The sequence below is a fragment of the Undibacterium sp. Ji50W genome, from assembly GCF_049340445.1.
Classification (GTDB): domain Bacteria; phylum Pseudomonadota; class Gammaproteobacteria; order Burkholderiales; family Burkholderiaceae_D; genus Undibacterium.
This window is the reverse complement of sequence record NZ_JBMPOX010000003.1, coordinates 193,472-214,395: the sequence shown is the minus strand read 5'-3', so window position 1 is coordinate 214,395 and position 20,924 is coordinate 193,472. Positions and strand designations below refer to the sequence as shown.

The window sequence follows — 20,924 nt, the reverse complement described above, 5'->3', positions numbered from 1 at the left end:
TAATAGGCAGAAATATCCTGAAAACAGCCTGTGTATCTACGGGCTGTTTTTTTGCAAGTCTGCTTGCAGGAATCCCTGAGTAAGCGTCGCGCAGTAGCTTAATCAGGGATTCCGTAGTTCTAAAGGACTAGATGGACTAGTGCGAATGCGCAACAAAATACACCGCACCGAAGAATGGGCGGGAGCATCTTGATTCCCTACACTCTCAGTATGCATTAAAGAAAATGTGGGTACGTCACCCACCTGATATGGAGTTTACGATGAGTCATTTTCTGGATAGATTGAAGTTCATGTCGCGGGTGAAGTCTACCTTCTCCGATGGTCATGGTGCCGTGGTAGAAGAAGACCGTAAGTGGGAAAATGCTTATCGCAGTCGCTGGCAGCATGACAAGATTGTGCGCTCTACCCATGGTGTCAATTGCACTGGTTCCTGTTCCTGGAAGGTATATGTCAAGAACGGTTTGATCACCTGGGAAACCCAGCAGACGGATTATCCGCGTACCCGCCCTGATTTGCCCAATCACGAACCACGTGGTTGCCCGCGTGGTGCATCATATAGCTGGTATGTGTATTCAGCACAGCGCGTCAAGTATCCGATGATACGCGGTCGTCTGATGGAAATGTGGCAGGAAGCCCGCAAGACCATGGGGCCGATCGATGCATGGGAAGCCATCAGCCAAAATCCTGAAAAAGCCAAGCGCTACAAGTCCGTGCGCGGCCTGGGTGGCTTTGTCCGCGCTGACTGGGATACGGCACAGGAAATCATCGCCGCATCGAATGCCTACACGATCAAAAAATTCGGCCCGGATCGCGTGGTGGGTTTTTCACCTATCCCGGCGATGTCCATGGTGTCGTATGCAGCCGGTTCACGCTACCTGAGCCTGATAGGTGGCGTACCGCTGTCCTTCTATGACTGGTATTGCGATCTGCCACCAGCCAGCCCACAAATCTGGGGCGAGCAAACTGACGTGCCTGAATCTGCTGACTGGTATAACTCGACTTACCTCATGGTGTGGGGATCGAACGTACCGCAGACGCGTACTCCGGATGCTCACTTTTATACGGAAGTACGCTACAAAGGTACTAAAACCGTAGCCGTGTCATCTGATTTTGGTGAGATGGTCAAGTTTGGTGATATCTGGATGGCACCGAAACAGGGTACCGATGCCGCGCTGGCCATGGCCATGGGCCATGTGATATTGAAGGAATTCCATCTCGGTAATAAATCCGCCTATTTCCGCAGCTATGTAAAACAATACACCGACATGCCGATGCTGGTACGCCTGGTGGAGCGCAACGGCTGCTATGTGCCAGATCAAATGCTGCGTGCTTCACAAATGCCGGGCAATCTGAACGAAGCCAATAATCCAGACTGGAAAACGCTGGCTATCGATGAAATCACGGGTGATATTGTATCGCCCAATGGTTCCATCGGTTATCGCTGGGGTGAAGGGAAGTTCGACGACGGTGCCAAGGTCGGTCGCTGGAACCTGGAAGCCAAAGACGGCAATTCAGGTCGTGCCATTGACCCGCAACTGAGCCTGATAGGCAAGCATGACGAAGTAGTCACTGTCGGTTTCAACTATTTTGGCGGCACAGACGCCAATGATATGTTGTTGCGTCATTTGCCGGCAAAACGTGTGACCCTGGCTGATGGCAGTACTGCTCTGGTGGCGACTGTGTATGACTTGTCGATGGCGAATTATGGCGTTGACCAGGGGCTGGGTGGTGCGGTTGCCGCATCGTATGACGATGATGTTCCCTACACACCAGCCTGGCAGGAAAAACATACCAGCGTCAAGCGTGATCTGGTCATACAGGTAGCGCGTGAATTTGCACAAAATGCCCATGACACCGAAGGCAAGAGCATGGTCATCGTCGGTGCTGCCTTGAATCACTGGTACCACAATGACATGATTTATCGCGGCATCATCAATATGCTGATGATGTGCGGTTGTATCGGTAAATCTGGTGGTGGCTGGGCCCATTATGTTGGGCAAGAAAAACTGCGTCCACAGTTTGGCTGGGCACCGCTGGCATTTGCCAGCGACTGGGTACGCCCCGCTCGCCAGATGAATGGTACCAGTTTCTTCTACGCACATACCAGTCAATGGCGTCATGAAAAGCTGGCGATGGATGAGATCCTGGCACCGACGGCAGACAAGTCCAAAATCAGCCACATGAGCATGATAGACATGAATGCCAAATCCGAGCGTTTGGGCTGGTTGCCATCCGCACCGCAATTGGAAACCAATCCGCTGGATGTTTGTGATGCAGCAGAAAAAGCAGGCCTGACACCGCAGGATTATCTGAAGAACAGCCTGAAATCAGGCACGGTCAACATGAGTTGCGATGACCCGGATAATCCTAAAAACTTCCCGCGCAATATGTTTGTCTGGCGCTCGAATATCCTGGGTAGCTCAGGCAAAGGACATGAGTACTTCCTAAAATATTTGCTGGGTACACAAAATGCCTTGTTTGATGACCCGGATGAAGCGGTCAAACCATCGGAAGTCAAATACCGCCCAGTGGCGGCAGAAGGTAAGCTGGATTTGCTGGTAGTGCTGGATTTCCGCATGAGCACCACTTGTCTGTATGGTGACATCGTCCTGCCGACTGCAACATGGTATGAAAAAGATGACCTCAATACCTCTGACATGCATCCCTTCATTCATCCATTGAGTGAAGCTGTGCAACCGCTGTGGGAAAGCAAGACCGATTGGGAAATCTATAAAGGCATTGCCAAGAAATTTACCGAAATTGGTGGTGACTATCTCGGTACCCGCAAGGACATTGTCTTGCAACCCTTGATGCACGATACTCCGGGTGAACTTGGCCAGGCTTTTGAACCCAAGGACTGGAAAAAAGGTGAATGCGATCTGATTCCGGGCAAGACTGCACCTAATTTCTTCGTCGTAGAACGCAACTATAAAGATATCTACAAAAAATTTACATCGATAGGACCTTTGCTCGACAAACTGGGCAATGGCGGTAAAGGGATCAACTGGAACACCGAACATGAAGTCAAGGAAATCGGTGGCATTACCAAGCTTGTGACAGAAGAAGGTATCAGCAAAGGTCGCCCACGTCTGGAAAGTGCCATTGACGCCTGCGAAATGATACTCACCTTCGCACCGGAAACCAATGGCCATGTTTCAGTCAAGGCATGGGAAGCGCTGGGCAAGATTACCGGCCGTGATCATACGCACCTGGCAGTTGGTCGTGAACATGACAAGATCCGTTTCCGCGATGTGCAGGCACAACCACGCAAGATCATTTCTGCACCAACCTGGTCTGGTCTGGAATCTGAAGAAGTCAGCTACAGCGCCGGTTACACGAATGTGCATGAATATATTCCATGGCGCACGCTGACTGGCCGCCAGCAGTTTTATCAGGATCACCGCTGGATGCTGGATTTCGGCGAAGGTTTGTGTGTTTACAAACCGGCTATCGATACCAAAACCGTGGCACCAATGCTGAATAAGTCACCAAACGGTGAAAAGGAGATCGTTCTCAATTTCATTACGCCGCATCAGAAATGGGGTATCCATTCCACCTATTCAGACAATCTGCGCATGCTGACACTGAGTCGTGGTGGCCCCCATGTATGGATATCCGAAGGTGAAGCGAAAGAAGCCGGTCTGGTGGATAACGACTGGGTTGAAGTCTTTAACAGCAACGGTACCCTGACCGCCCGTGTCGTGGTCAGCCAGCGTGTGCCGAAAGGTATGTGCCTGATGTATCACGCCCAGGAAAAGATCATCAATACCCCTGGAGCGGAACTCAGCGGCAAACGTGGTGGTATCCATAACTCGGTCACGCGTGCAGTCCTGAAGCCCACCCACATGATAGGTGGGTATGCGCAACTCGCTTATGGCTTCAATTATTACGGTACCGTCGGCAGCAACAGGGATGAGTTCATTGTCATGAGAAAAATGAAAAAGGTCGATTGGCTGGAAGGCAAACTGGAAGAGGAGTCAGCATCATGAAAATTCGTGCACAAGTCGGCATGGTACTGAATCTGGATAAGTGTATTGGTTGTCATACCTGCTCAGTCACTTGCAAGAATGTCTGGACCAGTCGTGATGGTGTTGAATACGCGTGGTTCAATAACGTTGAAACCAAACCTGGTATCGGCTATCCGAAAGAATGGGAAAACCAGAAGAAATGGAAAGGTGGCTGGCACCGCAATGAGGCTGGCAAGCTGGAGCCGAGACAGGGCGGCAAGCTGCGCATACTCGCCAATATTTTCGCCAACCCGAATTTGCCTTCGATTGATGATTATTACGAGCCTTTTACATTTGACTATGAACATCTGCAAAACGCACCCTTGATGCAGACACCGCCGACAGCACGCCCCATATCTGTGCTGACCGGCAAGAAAATGGACAAGATAGTCTGGGGCCCGAACTGGGAAGATGATCTGGGTGGCGAGTTCAGTGCGCGCAGCAAAGATGCCTTGTTTGAAGGCGTGCAAAAAGAGATGTACAGCACCTTTGAATCCACCTTCATGATGTATTTGCCGCGTCTGTGCGAACACTGCCTGAACCCGGCTTGTGTGGCATCCTGCCCGTCAGGCTCCATCTACAAACGCGAAGATGATGGCATCGTACTGGTGGACCAGGATAAATGCCGTGGCTGGCGCATGTGTATTTCCGGCTGCCCCTATAAAAAGATTTATTACAACTGGAGTTCGGGCAAGGCTGAAAAATGCACTTTCTGCTACCCGCGCATTGAGGCTGGCCAGCCTACTGTTTGCTCAGAAACCTGTGTAGGCCGCATCCGTTATCTGGGCGTCTTGCTGTATGACGCAGACAAGATCGAAGCAGCTGCTTCGGTGCCGGATGAAAAGGATTTATATGAAGCGCAACTCGGTTGCTTCCTCGATCCGCACGATCCAGAAGTGATTGCCGAAGCACGCAAGCATGGGATACCTGAAAGCTGGATACAGTCAGCACAAAAGTCGCCTGTCTACAAAATGGCAATGGAATGGAAGATAGCTTTTCCGCTGCATCCGGAATACCGCACTTTGCCCATGGTCTGGTATGTACCACCGCTGTCACCTATACAAAAGGCGGCAGAAGCAGGCCATATGGGCATGAATGGCATTATTCCTGATGTGAAGTCTTTGCGCATTCCTGTACGTTACCTGGCCAATTTGCTGACAGCCGGTAAGGAAGAGCCGATAACCGATGCCCTGGAACGCATGCTGGCCATGCGTGCCTACAAGCGTTCTGAAACCGTGCACGGGCAGCTTGATCATGAGGTATTGAAACAGGTCGGACTGAGTGCTGCGCAAGTGGAAGACATGTACCAGACCCTGGCGATTGCCAACTACGAAGACCGCTTCGTGATTCCATCTTCACATAAGGAAATGGTGGAAGACAGCTTCAATGAAAAAGGCAGTTGCGGATTCACTTTTGGTAACGGTTGTTCGGGTGGGACATCAGATGGCGCCTTGTTTGGCAAGAAACCACAAGGCAGCGTGATTTTTGTGGAAATGCCCAAGTCGCGTAAAAAAATGTCGACCACTGAATAATTTGTCCGGGCGCAGTAAATGTGCCCTGTATTGACGCAAAAAGGAAATTGTATGCAAATTTATCGCATCTTGTCGGCATTGATGAGCTACCCGCAGCCTGATCTGATTGCCGCCTTGCCAGAGATTGAACAGGCGCTGCAAGATGAGCCAGAATTTCTGGACGCACTGCAAGCCATATTGAGCTATCTGAAATCAAACAGCCTGATTGCACTGCAAGAAAACTACGTGGGTACGTTTGACCGTACGCATTCTTTGTCCCTGCACCTGTTTGAACATATTCATGGTGAAAGTCGTGATCGCGGGCAGGCCATGGTTGATTTGATAGAAGAATATCGCACTCATGGTTTTGAGCCAGAGGCCAGTGAATTGCCGGATTTTGTTCCACTGTTCCTGGAATTCCTGAGCCTGATGGACGAAGCTACTTCAGAGAAATTGCTTGGTGAAGCCATTCATGTGCTGGCGGCAATCGGGATGCGCCTGCAACGCAAGGACAGCCCTTACGCCAATCTGTTTTTGTTGCTGACAACATTGACTGATGTGGTACCGCATGAACAGGGGGAGCCTCCAGTACGTGATATGGATGACGCAATGGAAACTTTTGGTCCTGGTGCGGACGGTGTGGAACCTTTATTGAAGCCCAATTTGTCGGGTACGCATCCGGTGAATTTTTATCCCAGACAGCCTAAACAAGGTGCTGTTGCAGCCCAATAAACAGGGAGACCATCATGACTTACCTGCATCAATTTATTTACGGGATTTATCCCTACATCGCGCTGGCTATCTTTCTGTTTGGCAGCCTGGCGCGTTTTGAGCGTGAACAATATACCTGGAAAAGTGATTCATCGCAGATGCTGCATACCGGCAATCTGCGACTAGGCAATATCCTGTTTCATGTGGGGATACTGGGCCTGTTCTTTGGCCATCTGGTGGGTTTGCTGACCCCGGTTGTCGTCTGGGACACGGTGGGTATCAGCCATAGCTTCAAGCAAATGATCGCCATCGTCGCTGGTGGCATCTTTGGCACCCTGTGCATGCTGGGCTTGCTGATCTTGTTGCACCGTCGTCTTACTGATGCACGTATCTCTGCGGTGACAAAAACAGGAGACAAGGTCTTGCTGTTATGGATATTCGTGACACTGGGTTTGGGTTTGTCGACGATTTTTGAATCAGCGAATCATAGCGATGGCCACATGATGGTGTTGCTGATGACCTGGGCCCAGCACATCGTCACTTTCAAGGGTGATGCTGCCGAATTCATTGTTGCCGCACCTTTGCTGTTCAAGCTGCATTTATTCATGGGTTTGAGTCTGTTCGTGATCTTCCCATTTACTCGCCTGGTGCATGTCTGGAGTGGTTTTGCTTCAGTGACTTATATCAGCCGCGCATGGCAGTTGGTAAGGCCACGCTGATTTATCCATAGATTCAATAAGTTTAGTAAGGGAGAACAATATGCCAGTCATTGTCAACGATTACGAACTGACAGACGCCGATATGGAGCGGGAACTGCCTGCTCATCAGGATGCCGCAGACGCGATGAAAAGTGCCATGACCGCACTGGTGCTGCGCCGGGTCTTGCTGGATGAGGCCCGGCATCTGGGTTTGCAGCATGAAGACGACGATGCCAGGGTCGATGCCTTGCTGCAGCAGGAAGTCAAAGTGCCGACACCAGGGCGTGATGAATGTCTGCGTCAGTATCAGGCTTATCCGGATCGTTTCAAAGTCGGTGAGCTGGCCGAAGCCAGCCATATCCTGTTTCAGGTGACACCAGGTGTAGACCTGGAGGCTTTGCGCAAGCATGCTTCCGTGGTCTTGGCAGATTTGCTGGAAAATCCATCCCTGTTTGCCGAATGTGCGAAAGCAAATTCAAATTGCCCATCCAGCGAAGTGGGTGGCAGCCTGGGACAGATAACACGCGGTGCGACCGTGCCAGAGTTTGAGCAAGCCGTATTTGCGGCAGAGCCTGGACGTATTATTCCCAAGTTGGTGGAAACCCGCTTTGGCCTGCACATCATCCTGGTGGGGCGCAAGATGGATGGAAATTTACTGCCTTTCGACGATATAGAAAGCAATATCGCCAAGGCCATGCATCAGGCCAGCCACGATCACGCCTTGCGCCAATATCTGCAATTGCTGGTGGGGCGCGCAAAGATTTCTGGCATTGACATACAAGGCGCAGATACGCCTCTAGTCCAATAATTAAGAAAGTAAACCATGTCGCAGGCAATGAAAAAACTCGTGCTTCAGCATACGGAATGTGATGAACAATTGAATCGCTGTGAAACGGCCTTGCATAAAGGGGATGTGGCAGTTGCCGCGCGAAATTTCCGTTTATTTAGTCAGCAACTGGATAGTCATTTCGCTGTGGAAGAAGACAAACTTTTCCCCGCTTTGGAAAAAGCAACCGGCATGCTGCACGGCCCTACGGCAGTCATGCGTGCCGAACATGCAGAAATCCGCAGTTTACGCGATGAAGCAAACGCTGCCATGGCAGTTGGACAAGCAGAGCAGGCACTGGCCGTGCTGGATACACTGAACGTCCTGATACAGCAACACAATATCAAGGAAGAGAATATTCTGTATCCCATGTGCGGCGGCAGTATTCCTGATCTGGAAGAAGTTCTGGGAATGGGTAGTACCTGTTGTGGCGCCTGTTCTTGCGGTTAGAGAGTTCACTCCGTTTTAGAGAGTTCACTCCGTTCGTGCTAAAACAATACACAGATCGCCATCTATGGCTGGTGTAAAAATTCTTAACTACGAGCTGTCTCCTGCGCCAGCCACTATCTTTGGCTGTTTATTGCCTGCCCCCTGGATGGGTGTGCTGACAGGTTTGTTGCTGACATTCGGCCCGCAGCAGGGCTTGCCGGATAGGTTTTCGCCTTTGACGTTGGCGCTGACTCATTGCCTGGTGCTGGGGATGTTGGCACCCGTCATGATAGGTGCCCTGTTTCAATTAATGCCTGTGGTAGCGGGGCAGGCAGTGACAGGCGCGCGCAAGATAGCCCCTTTTGTAGCAATTGGTTCGGCCCTTATTGCGGCGGGACTTAGCCTGGGTTTTTTGCGGGCTAGCAACGCAGGATTTGTTTTTGCCGGCGTGCTGGCCTTGTTATTGTATGGTGCTATTACATTGGCTTTGCTCACATCGGCGTGTGAGGTTGCGGTGGTCGATGCCACCACCCGTACCTTGCGGTGGATAGTGCTGGCGCTGTTGCTGGTGGTAGCCCTGGGTATCAGCCTGGCTGGCAATTTTGCCGGCTGGTGGCAATTGGATGTCATCTACATGCTGGATTTGCATGTAGGCTGGGGATTGACAGGCTGGATAGCGACGCTGGTAGTTGGTATCGCGTCAACAACGGTACCCATGTTCTGGCAAACAAAACGTCCATCAGCATCTTGGCACAGAGCATTGCCGGGTGTATTGTGGCTGCCCTTGTTGTTGGCATTCTGGCCTGCGCTGCAGCCATTTGCTTTGTTACTCGCTTGCCTGGTGATTTTTCTGTTGGCGTCCATCTCGTTCGTGACCATCTGGTGTGCCAAACGTCGCTTTGATCCGGCCTGGAGTTTATGGCTGGTGTGTGCAGCCAGCTATATGTGTGCAGCTGTGCTTGCCGTGTTCAAACATATAGGAGGGTCTTTTTTTTCGGACTTTATTTTGCCGGATTTTATCTTGCAGACACTACCCTGGTGGATCGGCGTGCTGGTATTGGTTGGTGGTGCGGTATTACCGGTCAATGCAATGCTGGTCAAGATTATTCCATTTCTGGTGTTTATGCATTTGAGAAGACAAACACCCATGGGGCAACGGGTACCTACCATGCAAGCAGTTTTGCCACCACAGCGCTTGCGGTGGCAAGCGCATAGTGTGTTACTGGCTTTTGGCTTGTTACTATTACTGCCATTGGCACCGGGCTGGCTTGCTGTTGCGGCTGGAATTGCCTTTTCCCTATCTCAGGCTTATCTGGGCAGCCTGCTGATCATGTGCTTGTTGCGTTACCGGCACGAGTTAACAGCCGTATTTCTGGCCGGATGAGTCGTTTATATACGTCGAAAGAACTATCTTCCTTTAGCTTGGCGGCGAATTGTACTGTTGCCTGTCAGCGACCACAATGCAGGTATGGAAACTCCTGCCCTCACTTCATCCGGACCTGCACTGATAGACCGTTTTGGTCGCCGGGTCAGCTATTTGCGTCTGTCTGTCACTGACCGTTGTGATCTTCGTTGCAGTTATTGCATGCCCAAAGGTTTTTCCGGTTTTGAAGAGCCGGAGAACTGGCTGCGTTTTGATGAAATCACCCGGGTGGTCGCCGCCTTTTCGCGCATGGGTGTAGGGCGGGTGCGCCTGACGGGGGGTGAGCCCTTGTTACGCCGTGGTTTGCCACAACTGGTGGCGCAGTTGTCCGGCTTGCCGGGATTGAAAGACATTTCGCTTTCCACCAATGCGACACAATTACACAAGCATGCCCAAGTCTTGCACGATGCCGGCGTGCGTCGCATCAATGTCAGTCTGGACAGCCTGGACCGGGCTTGCACAGAAAAAATCACAGGGCGCGACAGTTTCGCCAGCATCATGGCCGGGCTGCAAGCTGGCAAGCAAGCAGGTTTTGATCCTATCAAGCTGAATATGGTCGTGATGCGTGGCATCAACGATCATGAAATCATGCGTATGGCGCAATTCTGCTTTGAAGAAGGCTTTATCTTGCGCCTGATCGAGGCCATGCCCATGGGTGAGACAGGACGAAACAGCCAGTATATGGATATAGGTCCGATACGCGATCAATTGGTCAAGCGGTTTAATTTAATCCCCGCAGCGGCAGAACTGGGTGGTGGCCCTGCCCGTTACTGGACTACAGGCGACAGCAAAGGCACTATAGGCTTCATCTCCCCCATCAGCCAGCATTTTTGCGCAACTTGCAACCGTGTGCGACTGTCGGTAGATGGCACTTTATACATGTGTCTGGGGCAGGAAGAAAAGTTTGAACTACGTCCCTTGCTGCGCGCCGGTATCAGTGACCAGGAACTGGATGCCGCCATACGGACAGCGATAGAATTAAAGCCGGAGCGCCATGAATTCAAGGAACAGCCGCATAAAATTATTCGTTTCATGTCGCAAACAGGTGGTTAGCCACACAATGAAATTGTGGATGGAGTAGAGAATGGAAGTCAGAAATATTCAGCAATTCATAGAGGGGTTCCAGCGTTTCCAAAGCAAATATTTCACAGGTGAAGACAAGCTGTTTGAAAAGCTGAATCACGGTCAGAGCCCCACCACTTTATTGATAGGGTGTTGCGATTCACGGGTAGACCCGGCCTTGTTGCTCGATTGCGACCCTGGGGATATCTTTGTGGTTCGCAATGTTGCTAACCTGGTGCCACCCTGCAATGAATCAGCACAACAACATGGCGTGAGTGCCGCCATACAGTTCGCCGTCGAGGCACTGAATGTAAAACGCATCATCGTCATGGGCCATGAAAAATGCGGTGGCATACGGGCGCTGATGCAGGGTTACCAACCTAGCCGCAAGATAGATTTCATAGGCCGCTGGATGAAGATCGTTGAACCAGTCAAGCAGCAAGTGCTGCAACAACTGGCGAACTGTTCAGAATCGGAACAGATACGCGCCTGCGAATTGGGGGCAGTCATCAATTCATTGAATAATCTGCGCAGTTTTCCCTGGATATCCGAGCGTGAAGCCAGAGGTGAGATTGCTTTGCATGGCTGGTATTTTGATATGAGCAATGGTGCCTTGCTAGCTTATTCAGAACGGTCTGATACTTTTTTACCTATGGTCTGCCCGTTAAACATTGCTACCAAGGCCATCATCAAGGAAGTCTCGCAGAACGTGTTTACGATCTGTAGCGAGCGAGCGTCAGCGGGGTGAAGAGCAGCGCAGAAAGCGGAATGTACTTAAGTACATGAGCATTTTGAGCAGCGCATGAGCCCCGCGTGGACTCCGATTGCGCCCGCGCAGTAAGATCGTAAACACGTTCTTATAGTGAACCATGAAAAATGCTCCATATTGCGCCTATACTACTCTTCTGACTACCGCTGACCCCTACTCGCTAAAGTGCCCACATGAACCCAATCTCAGGCTCCCCCCATACCTTGCCGGTAGGCAAGCGCCTGACTTTCAGGATACTGCTGACGACATTGATAGGCCTGGGCCTTACGCTGGCAGCAGTCGGCTACACTTTATTGCTGTCATGGCAATTGGAAGGTGGTGGTGCTGCGATCAATGAAGCAGGCAGTCTGCGCATGCGTTCTTACAGATTGGGGATGGAACTTGAACATGATCAGACCGCCACGAAGATAGAGGCTGAACTTGAGGACTTCAATCGTACTTTGAACGACCTGCAAACGGGCGACGCCAAACGACCTCTGTTCTTGCCTGCCTCCAAGCCCATTCACGAGCAAATGCGCTTGGTTCAAAATGAATGGCTGCAACATATACAGGTCAATGCCCGAAAAGTACTGATTGAAAAAAACCCACAAAATAAGCAGTCAGCGCTAGCCTTGTATACAAAAGAGCTACCTGTTTTTGTGGAAAGCATCAATAAGCTGGTGTCTCTGGTCGAAGTCGAACTGGCGGAAAAAACCACCTGGTTGCGCTTATGTCAGACCACGCTGATTTTTATGTCACTGGCGGCCAGTATCGCATTGCTGTATTTGTTATACCTGTGGATAGTTGGCCCGGTCACGCGCATGCAGGCAGGTATCGCCCGCATGTCCAAAGACGATTTGAGCGTGCGCTTACCAATTGAAACAGAAGATGAGTTTGGCGTTCTTGCACAAGCCTTCAATCAAATGGCCGATCATGTACAAACTGTACATCGCACGCTGGAGGAGCGTGTCGCAGAAAAAACCGCCAAACTGCAAGACCAGAATCATGAGGTCAGTACCCTGTATGATATCGCTGGTTTTCTGGCAGGGCCACATGCGATAGAAGAATTATGTCGTGGGTTCTTGCACAGGATAATGCAGAGAATAGAAGCTGATGGCGGCACGGTACGCATCCTCGATAATCAAAGCGATAACCTGCATATTACTGTGCATGAAGGTATTTCGGAAAAAATGATAGAGGAGGAGCATTGCATCAAAACTGATGATTGCCTGTGCGGGACCGCAACCCACCAGGGCATCATTATTGTCCGGGATTTTCGCAAAATGGACCAGCAGCGCCGTTATCGTTGCCAGGAGGAAGGTTTCTTCTCTCTGGCAGTTTTCCAGATACTGGCGCGTGAACAAGTCATCGGCAGTTTCTCATTGCATTTTTCCAAGGAACGCAATATCACCAGCGAAGAACGACGCCTGCTGGAAACTCTGGGAAAAAATCTGGGCATTGCAATTGAAAACCAGCGGCTGATCGCCAGAGAAAAAGAATTTGCGGTATCGAATGAACGCAATCTGCTGGCGCAGGGTCTGCACGACAGCATTGCGCAAGGCTTGAACTTCTTGAATTTGCAAGTACAGATGCTGGAAGATTCCTTGAGTCGTAATGATATAGAAGAAATCAAAGATATCACCCCCATGTTGCGTGCCGGAGTACAAGAGAGCTATGAAGATGTACGGGAGCTGTTATTGAATTTCCGCACGCGCCTGCAAGACAGTAATCTGGAATCTGAAATGCGCAATGTCGTCAGCAAATTCCAGCGTCAGACTGGTGTGCATGGTGAGATTGAATTTGTCGGCAATGGTGCACCGCTTGCGCCTGAACAGCAATTGCAAGTGCTATTCATTTTGCAAGAAGCCTTATCAAATGTGCGCAAGCATGCGCAGGCCAGTGAAGTAAAAGTCATGGTGCATAATGAGCGCGATTTTTCTCTGACGGTGACTGATGATGGCGAGGGATTTAATATGGATAGAGTCCACGAAAAAGACGAAACCCACGTTGGCCTGCGCATCATGCAAGAACGGGCAGAGCGCCTGGCTGCCAAATTTGACATCAAGAGCCAGGTCGGTGAAGGTACCACGATCGCACTGGAGTTAATGCGGCAAGAACGTCTGGTAGCATGACATCATCGTATAAAAAGATCAGAAAGCACGGGAAATAAATGCCAATCAAGATTTTATTAGTGGATGACCACACACTCTTTCGTAGTGGCATACGTTTGCTGCTACAGCGCAATCCAGAGTTTGAAGTGGTAGGCGAAGCCGTGGATGGTCTGGATGGTGTTAAACGCGCAAAGCAATTACGCCCCGACGTGGTCTTGATGGATTTAAATATGCCAGGCCTGTCAGGGCTGGAAGCGATGCAGCTTATTGTTGAAGATTTACCCGACACGGCGGTTTTAATGTTGACCGTATCGGAAGAAGCAGAGGATTTAACCACGGCATTGAAGAACGGTGCACGTGGATATTTATTAAAAAATATAGAAGCAGACTATCTGACGCAGGCAATCAAGCGCGCCGCCGCCGGCGAACCGGTGATTGCCGAATCCATGACAGCCAAACTTGTCATGCAATTTCGTTCTGGCCATAACCAGAGCAATATCCCTAAAAAAGAAAAGCTGACACCCAGGGAACGCGAAACCATGGTCTGTCTGGCGCGAGGTGAAAGCAATAAAGAAATTGCCCGCAATCTGGATGTTGCAGAAAGTACGGTGAAAATTCATGTGCAAAATATTCTTAAAAAGCTGAATTTGACCAGCCGTGTGCAGATTGCCGTGTATGCGGTTGAACATGGACTGGATAAAAATTAGAAACCTTACCCCTTCTTACCCATTTGCAGCATCTGCCTAGTCCTCCCGGCGTATTGGCGTAACAGCCGATCACTTCTACACTTGATCTCTATCAGTGTGCCGGGGATCTGTGATGACAAAAATAAATTTGTTGGATTTGCTGCAAAATCATGCGCTGTTTCGCCACGTTTCGGTAGAGGATTTCAGCGAACTGCAAAAAGAAGTCGTCAAGATAGAGTTGCACAAGGGCGCGATGTTGTTTCGCAAAGGCGACATCGCGGAAGGAAGCTACATTGTCGTATTTGGCTTGATGAAGCTGTGCATTCCCTCGTCGCAAGGCAATGACAAGGTCCTGGAATTAATTCGTGCAGGGCAAAGCCTGGGGGAAGCCTTGATGTTTCTCGAAGAGCCCTATCCCTTCTATGCAGAAGCCCTCGAAAATACTTTGCTGCTTAAAATTCCCCGGCATGCTTTATTGCAATTACTTGAGCGGTCCCCGCTGATATCACGGCAAATGATGGCAGGCCTGTCTTATCGCTTATTGGGATTTATTCGCAATGTCGAACGTTGTTCCCTGCAAAATTCTACCCAAAGAGTGATCGATTATTTACTGCAGCTATCTGCCTTGCAGGGGCGCAAGGATATTCGTCTCGAACTCAAAAAACACCTGGTTGCATCCCTGTTGAACGTATCACCCGAGACCTTGTCACGGGTCTTGCACCAATTGATGAACAAGCAATTGATCAAAGTATGTGGTGCCACCATTCATATAGATTCGGCAGAAGCACTGAAATCCTATCAGGAAAATGTTCCGGTTTTTGGCTAGGAACAGATAAAGCCATAGGATTGCGCTTGCGTTTTATTGACCCACGACAATGAGCAAGCAAATTAATTTTGTTACTATTTTAAGTCATGAAACCTATTGATCTGGTGGCCCCTGCCGGTAGTCTGGTTGCCTTAAAAGCAGCTGTGGACAAAGGGGCAAATGCGGTGTACCTCGGTCTGCGCAATGCAACCAATGCACGCAATTTTGGTGGGCTTAACTTTGGCGACCATGATATACGGCAAGGTGTTGCTTATGCCCATGCACGTGGCCGACAAATCCTTTTTGCCATCAATACCTATCCCCAGGCGCGGGCCGTAGCCGAATGGCGGGCCGCCGTTGACACTGCAGTACAGATGGGGGCAGATGCAGTGATACTGGCAGACCCCGGCCTGATGGCTTATGCGCGTGACAGCTACCCGGATTTGCGCTTGCATCTGTCTGTACAGGGATCAGCAACCACGCTGGATGCCATAGAACTCATGCGTGAGCAATTTGCGATCAAACGTGCCGTGTTGCCACGTGTTCTGACCTTGTCAGAAATTGAAAAAATCATCCGTCAGACCAGTGTGGAAATCGAAGTCTTCGGTTTCGGCAGCCTGTGCGTGATGGCAGAAGGTCGTTGTCTTTTGTCCAGTTATGTGACCGGCGATTCACCGAATAACAAAGGCGTCTGTTCACCCGCCCATGCGGTAAGCTGGGAAGAGAAAGATCAAACCATGTACGCCCGTCTGGGTGGAACCCTGATTGATCGCTATGCGCCAGACGAAGCTGCCGGCTACCCGACATTGTGTAAAGGACGTTTCGATGTCGAAGGCGAGACCGGCTATGCACTGGAAGAACCAACTAGCCTGAACGCGATTGGCTTGCTGCCCAAACTCATCAATATGGGTGTTGCTGCCATCAAGATCGAAGGCCGGCAGCGCAGTCCCAGCTATGTGAGCCAGGTGGTCGGCACCTTACGTGCTGCCCTGGATGCAGCGCAGCGTGACCCCGAACGTTATTCGCCGCGTACCGACTGGCAGGCCAGCCTGGCCCGTCATGCCGAAGGTGCGCAGGTGACGCAGGGCGCTTTTGAACGTCCATGGAAATGAATATGTGTGACAACTTACCATCGGCAACGCCTTTACTGTCTCTCGCACCTTTGGCTTATTACTGGTCAAAAGAAGATACTTTGCGGTTTTATGTCGATGCCATGCAATGGCCGGTCGACATTGTTTATCTGGGGGAAGTCATTTGCTCACGCCGGCATCTGATGAAGCTGGATGACTGGCTGGCACTGGGACGGGAATTGCGTGCCGCTGGCAAGCAAGTGGTGTTATCGAGCCTGACTTTGATTGACAGTGAAGCAGACCGGCGCAATATGCATAGAATGATAGAGCGCGCCTGTGCTGAAGATTTTCTGGTGGAAGCCAATGATTTCAGTGCCGTGCGTGCCATGCAGGGCAAGCCCTTCGTCGCTGGCCCGCATTTGAATATCTACCATGCAGACACGCTGTTATGGCTCGCCAGCCTGGGGGCCAAGCGCTTTTTAGCGCCGATAGAAATGGGTCGTGATGATCTGGCCGCGTTGCAGCATCAGCGTGCACAGCATATGCAACAGATGCAGACCGAAGTGCAGGTGTGGGGGCGTCTTGCCCTGGCGTTTTCATCACGCTGCTTTACGGCGCGACATCATCGCTTGCACAAGGATAGTTGCGAATTTCGCTGTGAACAATATCCCGATGGCCTGGCGCTGGCGACGCGTGAAGGCAAGGACTTTTTGACGATTAATGGTATTCAAACCCAAAGTGCCAGCTGCCTGGATTTAGGTGCGCAATTGCCCGAACTGGCTGCCATGCAGGTGGATATTTTACGCCTGCAACCACAGGCACAAGATATGGCAGAGGTGATTGCAGCGTTTGACCGCGCCCGGACAATGTGCACCGGCGCCAATGTCAGTGAAGCTTTTTTGCCACCCCATGCACGGCGCAGCAATGGATACTGGGTGGACAAACCGGGCATGCAATGGTTGGCTAACGAACAGACAGGCTAGGGCGTGTTGACCTATCTTTTAGGCAAAGCATTCCCCCCACAGCGCGGGCTGGCAATGTGGTGGAGCAGGGGTTGCGGGCGGCATGCAGCCCGCCTGCGCAACGATGTGCGCCTACCAGCGCACATGCGCCCTGCAAGGGCGGCGCAGTCAGGGCTGGTGCCTCTGACAAGACGTGCAACGCAGTCCAGCGCGCGCTATGGGCGGAACCCGGAGGGAATGGGTCCGAAACCTCGCCTGGCGTTGTTGCGCGTCGCTTACTTGGATCACCAAGCAGCGCTCCGCACGCCTAGTCAGGCAAGGTTTCAAACCCATTTGCTTGCCTAAAAGATAGGTCAACACGCCCTACTAAGAGATAAATATTATGGATCTGAGCAATTTTCGTTTCCCCAAAAGCATACAGACTGTCGGTAGGTATTTGCCAGCACCCTTGGCGAATGCACCTTTAATGCTGATGCTGGAATTGGCCAGGCGACGCGCCCTATTGGTGGCACCGGTGAGCTTGTATGGCAAGAGCTTTCGTATCAAGGTGGAAGATCTGGGCCTGTCGCTGTGTTTTTATTGCGACCAGGGTAAGTTCAGGTCCCGTTCTTCCCGGACTCAAACAGATGTCAGCCTGTCTGCCAGCGCCATGGATTTTTTTAAATTGGCTTCTGGTCAGGAAGATGCAGATACACTTTTCTTCCGTCGTCGTTTAAAGATGGAGGGCGACACCGAACTAGGGGTCGCCGTGAAATACTGGCTAGATGCAAGCGAACGCCCTGCTTGGCTGAGCCAGTTTGCCCAGCGGTTTACCCATACCGGTGAGACTATGTAATGAAAACCGATGAGTTGCCCCTGGTCTATGCGTGTTCAGGCTGTTCCAGCGTGGCGCAGTTGGCCAACGATTGCGCGGTCAGGCTGGACCGCGAGCAGAAGGCGCAGATGTCATGCATCAGCGGCGTCGGGGGTGGTGTAAGCAGTCTGGTGAAGCTCGCCCAATCTGGCAGGGCGATACTGGCGCTGGATGGCTGTGCATTGGCTTGCGCCAAAGCCTGCTTGCAACAAGCCGGGGTGGAACCTGGTGTTCACCTGGTGCTGAATCAGCAGGGAGCACGCAAGCGTTTTCATGCCGACGCAACTGAAGCTGAGGCTCAGCAGGTGTGGCAGACTATCGAAATGGCATTGCAGCGATTGAATGCCAAAACGCAGACGATTGATTTCGACGACTGATTTCAACGCTCAATGTCAACAATGCATGTCACCAATTCATGTCAACAATTCATGTCAACACCTGATGCCAACCCTAGCGTAGCTTGAATTTTTCCTGAGCTTTATTTACTTACCGGATCGACTATCATGAAACGCCTTGCAAGCGCTCCTCACAGGCTGTATTTTTTTCTCGGTGCAGTGGCTGTCTTTGTCCTGTTTTTCTGGTGGTGGTTGCAGGTTCAACATCCGCAGACAATGGCAATACCTTTGCATGCTTTACTGATGCCATTGGGTGTTTTCCCTTTATTCATCTTAGGCTTTACTTTTACCGCTGGCCCTAAATGGCTGGCGGTTACAACAGTAGATGATTATTTCTTACTGCATGGTGCGACCTATTTCTGTGGGCTGATACTGGCAATGCTGGCGGCCAGCCTGGACCTGTATCCCTTGCGTAGTTCGGGCTTCGCCCTGATGCTGTGCGCCTGGCTTGCTGTGACCTGGCGCTGGGGAAGTTTGATACGGCGCAGCACCGCGCCGGACAAAAAACATGCCCTGGCCATTTTCCTGGCCATGTGCGGTGGTGCATGTGCGATTGCTGCAACTCTGGCGTGGAGCGGTGGCTGGAACGGTGCCTGGATAATCGCCAGGCAATGTGCTTTTTTCGGCTTTTTACTGCCTGTGTTTTTGACTGTGTGTCAACGCATGTTGCCATTTTTTAGCAGCAATGTGATCAAACCCTATGCGATCTGGCGCCCCTATTGGCTGCTGGGCCTGTGGCTGGGCGGATGCCTGATACTGGTGGTCGCCGGCATCATGCAATGGCGCTTGTCTGAGGCTGTCACTGCAGCAGCGTTGAGTCTGAGTTTCATCTATACATCATGGCGCTGGGGTGTCATGCGCTGTATGGCGAATCGTCTGTTGGCGATGCTGCATTTTTCATTTGCCTGGCTGGCCGTCGTATTTGCGCTACAGGCAGCGGCTGCGTTTGGTGTCGCAGTGGGATCAGCACCGATACATGCCCTGGGATTGGGGTTCATGGGAACCATGCTGGTCGGGTTTGTGAGCCGCGTATCCTTTGGGCACAGTGGCCGGCCTTTACAGGTATCGAATTTATTATGGGGCATCTATCTTGGATTGCATCTGGCTGCCTTGCTACGCATTGCGGCAAGCTTATTCTCGCTCCCCCTGTTAATTACCCTATCCGCAACGGCCTGGTTGCTGTTACTGGCAGCTTGGATAGGGATGATGTTGCCGATCTACCTTAGAGCACGCGCCGATGGTCAGTCGGGCTAGATAATGATGTGGTTAGTATCTCTGTTTACTATTTCTGTTTATTATTTCTGTCTGGAGAAGATAATTTTCAGTAACAACTATGAATTTCCTATCTTGGTTTCAATGAAGTTTGCTGCAGCGAAATCCCAGTTCACCAGACTCCAGTAAGCTTCCATATAGGCGGGACGTTGATTACGGTAATCAATGTAGTAGGCATGTTCCCAGACATCGCATGTCAGCAATGGCTTGTCGACGCCGATTAATGGTGTGGCCGCGTTTGAGGTATTCGCAATTGCCAGTGAATCGTCAAAGCGTTTCAGCAGCCATGTCCAGCCAGAGCCAAAATTACTGATACAAGACTGCGTAAATTCTTGCTTGAATTTCTCAAATGAACCCCATTGGGTAGTGATGGCATCTCCCAGCGCACCGGTGGCAACGCCGCCACCGCTGGGTGTCAGGCTTTGCCAATAAAAATTGTGGTTCCACACCTGTGCAGCATTATTGAATATGCTGCCGTTTGATTTCTTGATGATATTTTCCAATGACTCTTCGACAAATTCTGTGTCCTTGATCAGGACATTCAGATTCGTCACATAGGTTTGATGATGTTTGCCGTAGTGATACTCCAGCGTTTCCCTTGAGATATGCGGTTGCAACGCATCCATGGCGTAAGGCAGTTCGGGTAAAGTATGTAGCATGATAGTTTCTTCCGGTTTTCGCCTGACGGCTTTTGCTTTGCTGTTGTCATTATTTACGGCTGGTTTTACGGAGTGCTATCCACTCGCAGTGTCGCCTGTAGTGTTATCTCAGGAACACTGGCAAGTGCCTTCGACAGAGGGCAATCACGTTTTGCGATTGTCGCAATTTCCTGGAATTGCTCATCATTGATACCTGCGACAGAGGCTTCCATTGTCAGTTGAATGCGGTCAATGGCGAAGCCTTCACCCTGTTTGGATAATCTGATGCTGGCGCTGGTATCCACATTGGTGGTTTTCCAGCCGGCTTTTTCACAGGCAAAAGAAAACGCCATGGTGAAGCAGGCAGCATGGGCCGCGCCCAGTAATTCTTCTGGGTTGCTGCCACGCCTGTCATCTTCAAACCTGCTGGCGAAGCCGTAGGGATAGTCTTTCAGTGCCCCGGTTTCGGTGCTGATATTGCCTACAGCAGTTTTGCCTGAACCTTCCCAATGTACACTGGCAGTTTTTTCGGTCATGGTGAATCCTTTTCTGTGGGTGTAGCTAAAGAAACCAGCTTAATTATCTGCGCCAGAAATCCAGCTTGCGCATCAATTTTCCTGATCATGAATTTAGAATCTGACAACAGGCTATGCCTCTACCTGAAAGGCATCTGTTCGCTAACACACGGAAGAATTTTTAGGCGCTTTTCTACTGTTG

The 20,924-nt window shown here is 50.9% G+C and carries 19 protein-coding genes; 17 read left to right on the top strand and 2 right to left on the bottom strand.

What is annotated here, in order from left to right:
- Nucleotides 1-260: 260 nt before the first annotated feature.
- The 17 genes from ACO0K9_RS07960 (at nt 261) to ACO0K9_RS07880 (ending at nt 19,551) form a co-directional block, all read left to right on the top strand.
- Entirely contained in the window at nt 261-3,989 is a 3,729-nt protein-coding gene (locus ACO0K9_RS07960) for a nitrate reductase subunit alpha (protein ID WP_422983558.1), read from the top strand.
- A complete protein-coding gene (gene narH, locus ACO0K9_RS07955) occupies nt 3,986-5,539 on the top strand; it encodes a nitrate reductase subunit beta (protein ID WP_422983556.1) in 1,554 nt (517 codons plus the stop codon). Before ACO0K9_RS07960 ends, narH begins: the two co-directional genes overlap by 4 nt.
- Nucleotides 5,540-5,590: 51 nt before the next feature.
- Nucleotides 5,591-6,250, top strand: a complete 660-nt coding sequence (gene narJ, locus ACO0K9_RS07950; protein ID WP_422983554.1) for a nitrate reductase molybdenum cofactor assembly chaperone — start codon at nt 5,591-5,593, stop codon at nt 6,248-6,250.
- A 14-nt stretch (nt 6,251-6,264) separates the two neighbouring features.
- Nucleotides 6,265-6,948, top strand: a complete 684-nt coding sequence (gene narI, locus ACO0K9_RS07945; protein WP_422983552.1) for a respiratory nitrate reductase subunit gamma — start codon at nt 6,265-6,267, stop codon at nt 6,946-6,948.
- A gap of 40 nt (nt 6,949-6,988) precedes the next feature.
- Nucleotides 6,989-7,735 carry a peptidylprolyl isomerase gene (locus ACO0K9_RS07940; protein WP_422983550.1) on the top strand — a complete coding sequence of 249 codons (747 nt, stop codon included), beginning with the start codon at nt 6,989-6,991 and terminating at the stop codon, nt 7,733-7,735.
- Nucleotides 7,736-7,750: 15 nt separating this feature from the next.
- Nucleotides 7,751-8,203 (top strand): hemerythrin domain-containing protein, encoded by a 453-nt coding sequence (locus tag ACO0K9_RS07935; RefSeq protein ID WP_422983548.1) that lies wholly within the window; start codon nt 7,751-7,753, stop codon nt 8,201-8,203.
- A 64-nt stretch (nt 8,204-8,267) separates the two neighbouring features.
- Nucleotides 8,268-9,566, top strand: coding sequence for a hypothetical protein (locus tag ACO0K9_RS07930; RefSeq protein WP_422983546.1), 1,299 nt, complete (start codon nt 8,268-8,270; stop codon nt 9,564-9,566).
- Between the two features lie 84 nt (nt 9,567-9,650).
- A complete protein-coding gene (gene moaA, locus ACO0K9_RS07925; RefSeq protein ID WP_422983544.1) occupies nt 9,651-10,658 on the top strand; it encodes a GTP 3',8-cyclase MoaA in 1,008 nt (335 codons plus the stop codon).
- Nucleotides 10,659-10,689: 31 nt separating this feature from the next.
- Nucleotides 10,690-11,415 (top strand): carbonic anhydrase, encoded by a 726-nt coding sequence (locus ACO0K9_RS07920; RefSeq protein WP_422983542.1) that lies wholly within the window; start codon nt 10,690-10,692, stop codon nt 11,413-11,415.
- 194 nt (nt 11,416-11,609) lie between these two features.
- The gene (locus ACO0K9_RS07915) at nt 11,610-13,547 is read left to right on the top strand and encodes a type IV pili methyl-accepting chemotaxis transducer N-terminal domain-containing protein (protein ID WP_422983540.1); all 1,938 of its coding nucleotides are present in this window, start codon (nt 11,610-11,612) and stop codon (nt 13,545-13,547) included.
- A gap of 38 nt (nt 13,548-13,585) precedes the next feature.
- Entirely contained in the window at nt 13,586-14,233 is a 648-nt protein-coding gene (locus ACO0K9_RS07910; RefSeq protein ID WP_422983538.1) for a response regulator, read from the top strand.
- Nucleotides 14,234-14,345: 112 nt separating this feature from the next.
- Nucleotides 14,346-15,038: a Crp/Fnr family transcriptional regulator gene (locus tag ACO0K9_RS07905; RefSeq protein WP_422983536.1), complete on the top strand. Its 693-nt coding sequence runs from the start codon at nt 14,346-14,348 to the stop codon at nt 15,036-15,038.
- Between the two features lie 86 nt (nt 15,039-15,124).
- Nucleotides 15,125-16,129 (top strand): ubiquinone anaerobic biosynthesis protein UbiU, encoded by a 1,005-nt coding sequence (gene ubiU, locus ACO0K9_RS07900; protein ID WP_422983534.1) that lies wholly within the window; start codon nt 15,125-15,127, stop codon nt 16,127-16,129.
- A gap of 2 nt (nt 16,130-16,131) precedes the next feature.
- Nucleotides 16,132-17,070 carry a U32 family peptidase gene (locus tag ACO0K9_RS07895; protein ID WP_422983532.1) on the top strand — a complete coding sequence of 313 codons (939 nt, stop codon included), beginning with the start codon at nt 16,132-16,134 and terminating at the stop codon, nt 17,068-17,070.
- Nucleotides 17,071-17,431: 361 nt separating this feature from the next.
- Entirely contained in the window at nt 17,432-17,884 is a 453-nt protein-coding gene (ubiT, locus tag ACO0K9_RS07890) for a ubiquinone anaerobic biosynthesis accessory factor UbiT (protein ID WP_422983530.1), read from the top strand.
- The gene (locus ACO0K9_RS07885; RefSeq protein WP_422983528.1) at nt 17,884-18,279 is read left to right on the top strand and encodes a putative zinc-binding protein; all 396 of its coding nucleotides are present in this window, start codon (nt 17,884-17,886) and stop codon (nt 18,277-18,279) included. The genes ubiT and ACO0K9_RS07885 overlap by 1 nt, the downstream gene beginning before the upstream one ends.
- A gap of 126 nt (nt 18,280-18,405) precedes the next feature.
- Complete coding sequence (locus tag ACO0K9_RS07880) at nt 18,406-19,551, top strand: NnrS family protein (RefSeq protein ID WP_422983526.1); 1,146 nt, start codon at nt 18,406-18,408, stop codon at nt 19,549-19,551.
- A gap of 77 nt (nt 19,552-19,628) precedes the next feature.
- Here ACO0K9_RS07880 and ACO0K9_RS07875 read toward each other — a convergent pair whose 3' ends face one another.
- Both ACO0K9_RS07875 and ACO0K9_RS07870 read right to left on the bottom strand, forming a co-directional pair.
- The gene (locus ACO0K9_RS07875) at nt 19,629-20,228 is read right to left on the bottom strand and encodes a superoxide dismutase (protein ID WP_422983524.1); all 600 of its coding nucleotides are present in this window, start codon (nt 20,226-20,228) and stop codon (nt 19,629-19,631) included.
- 65 nt (nt 20,229-20,293) lie between these two features.
- Nucleotides 20,294-20,743 (bottom strand): OsmC family protein, encoded by a 450-nt coding sequence (locus tag ACO0K9_RS07870; RefSeq protein ID WP_422983522.1) that lies wholly within the window; start codon nt 20,741-20,743, stop codon nt 20,294-20,296.
- Nucleotides 20,744-20,924: the final 181 nt, after the last annotated feature.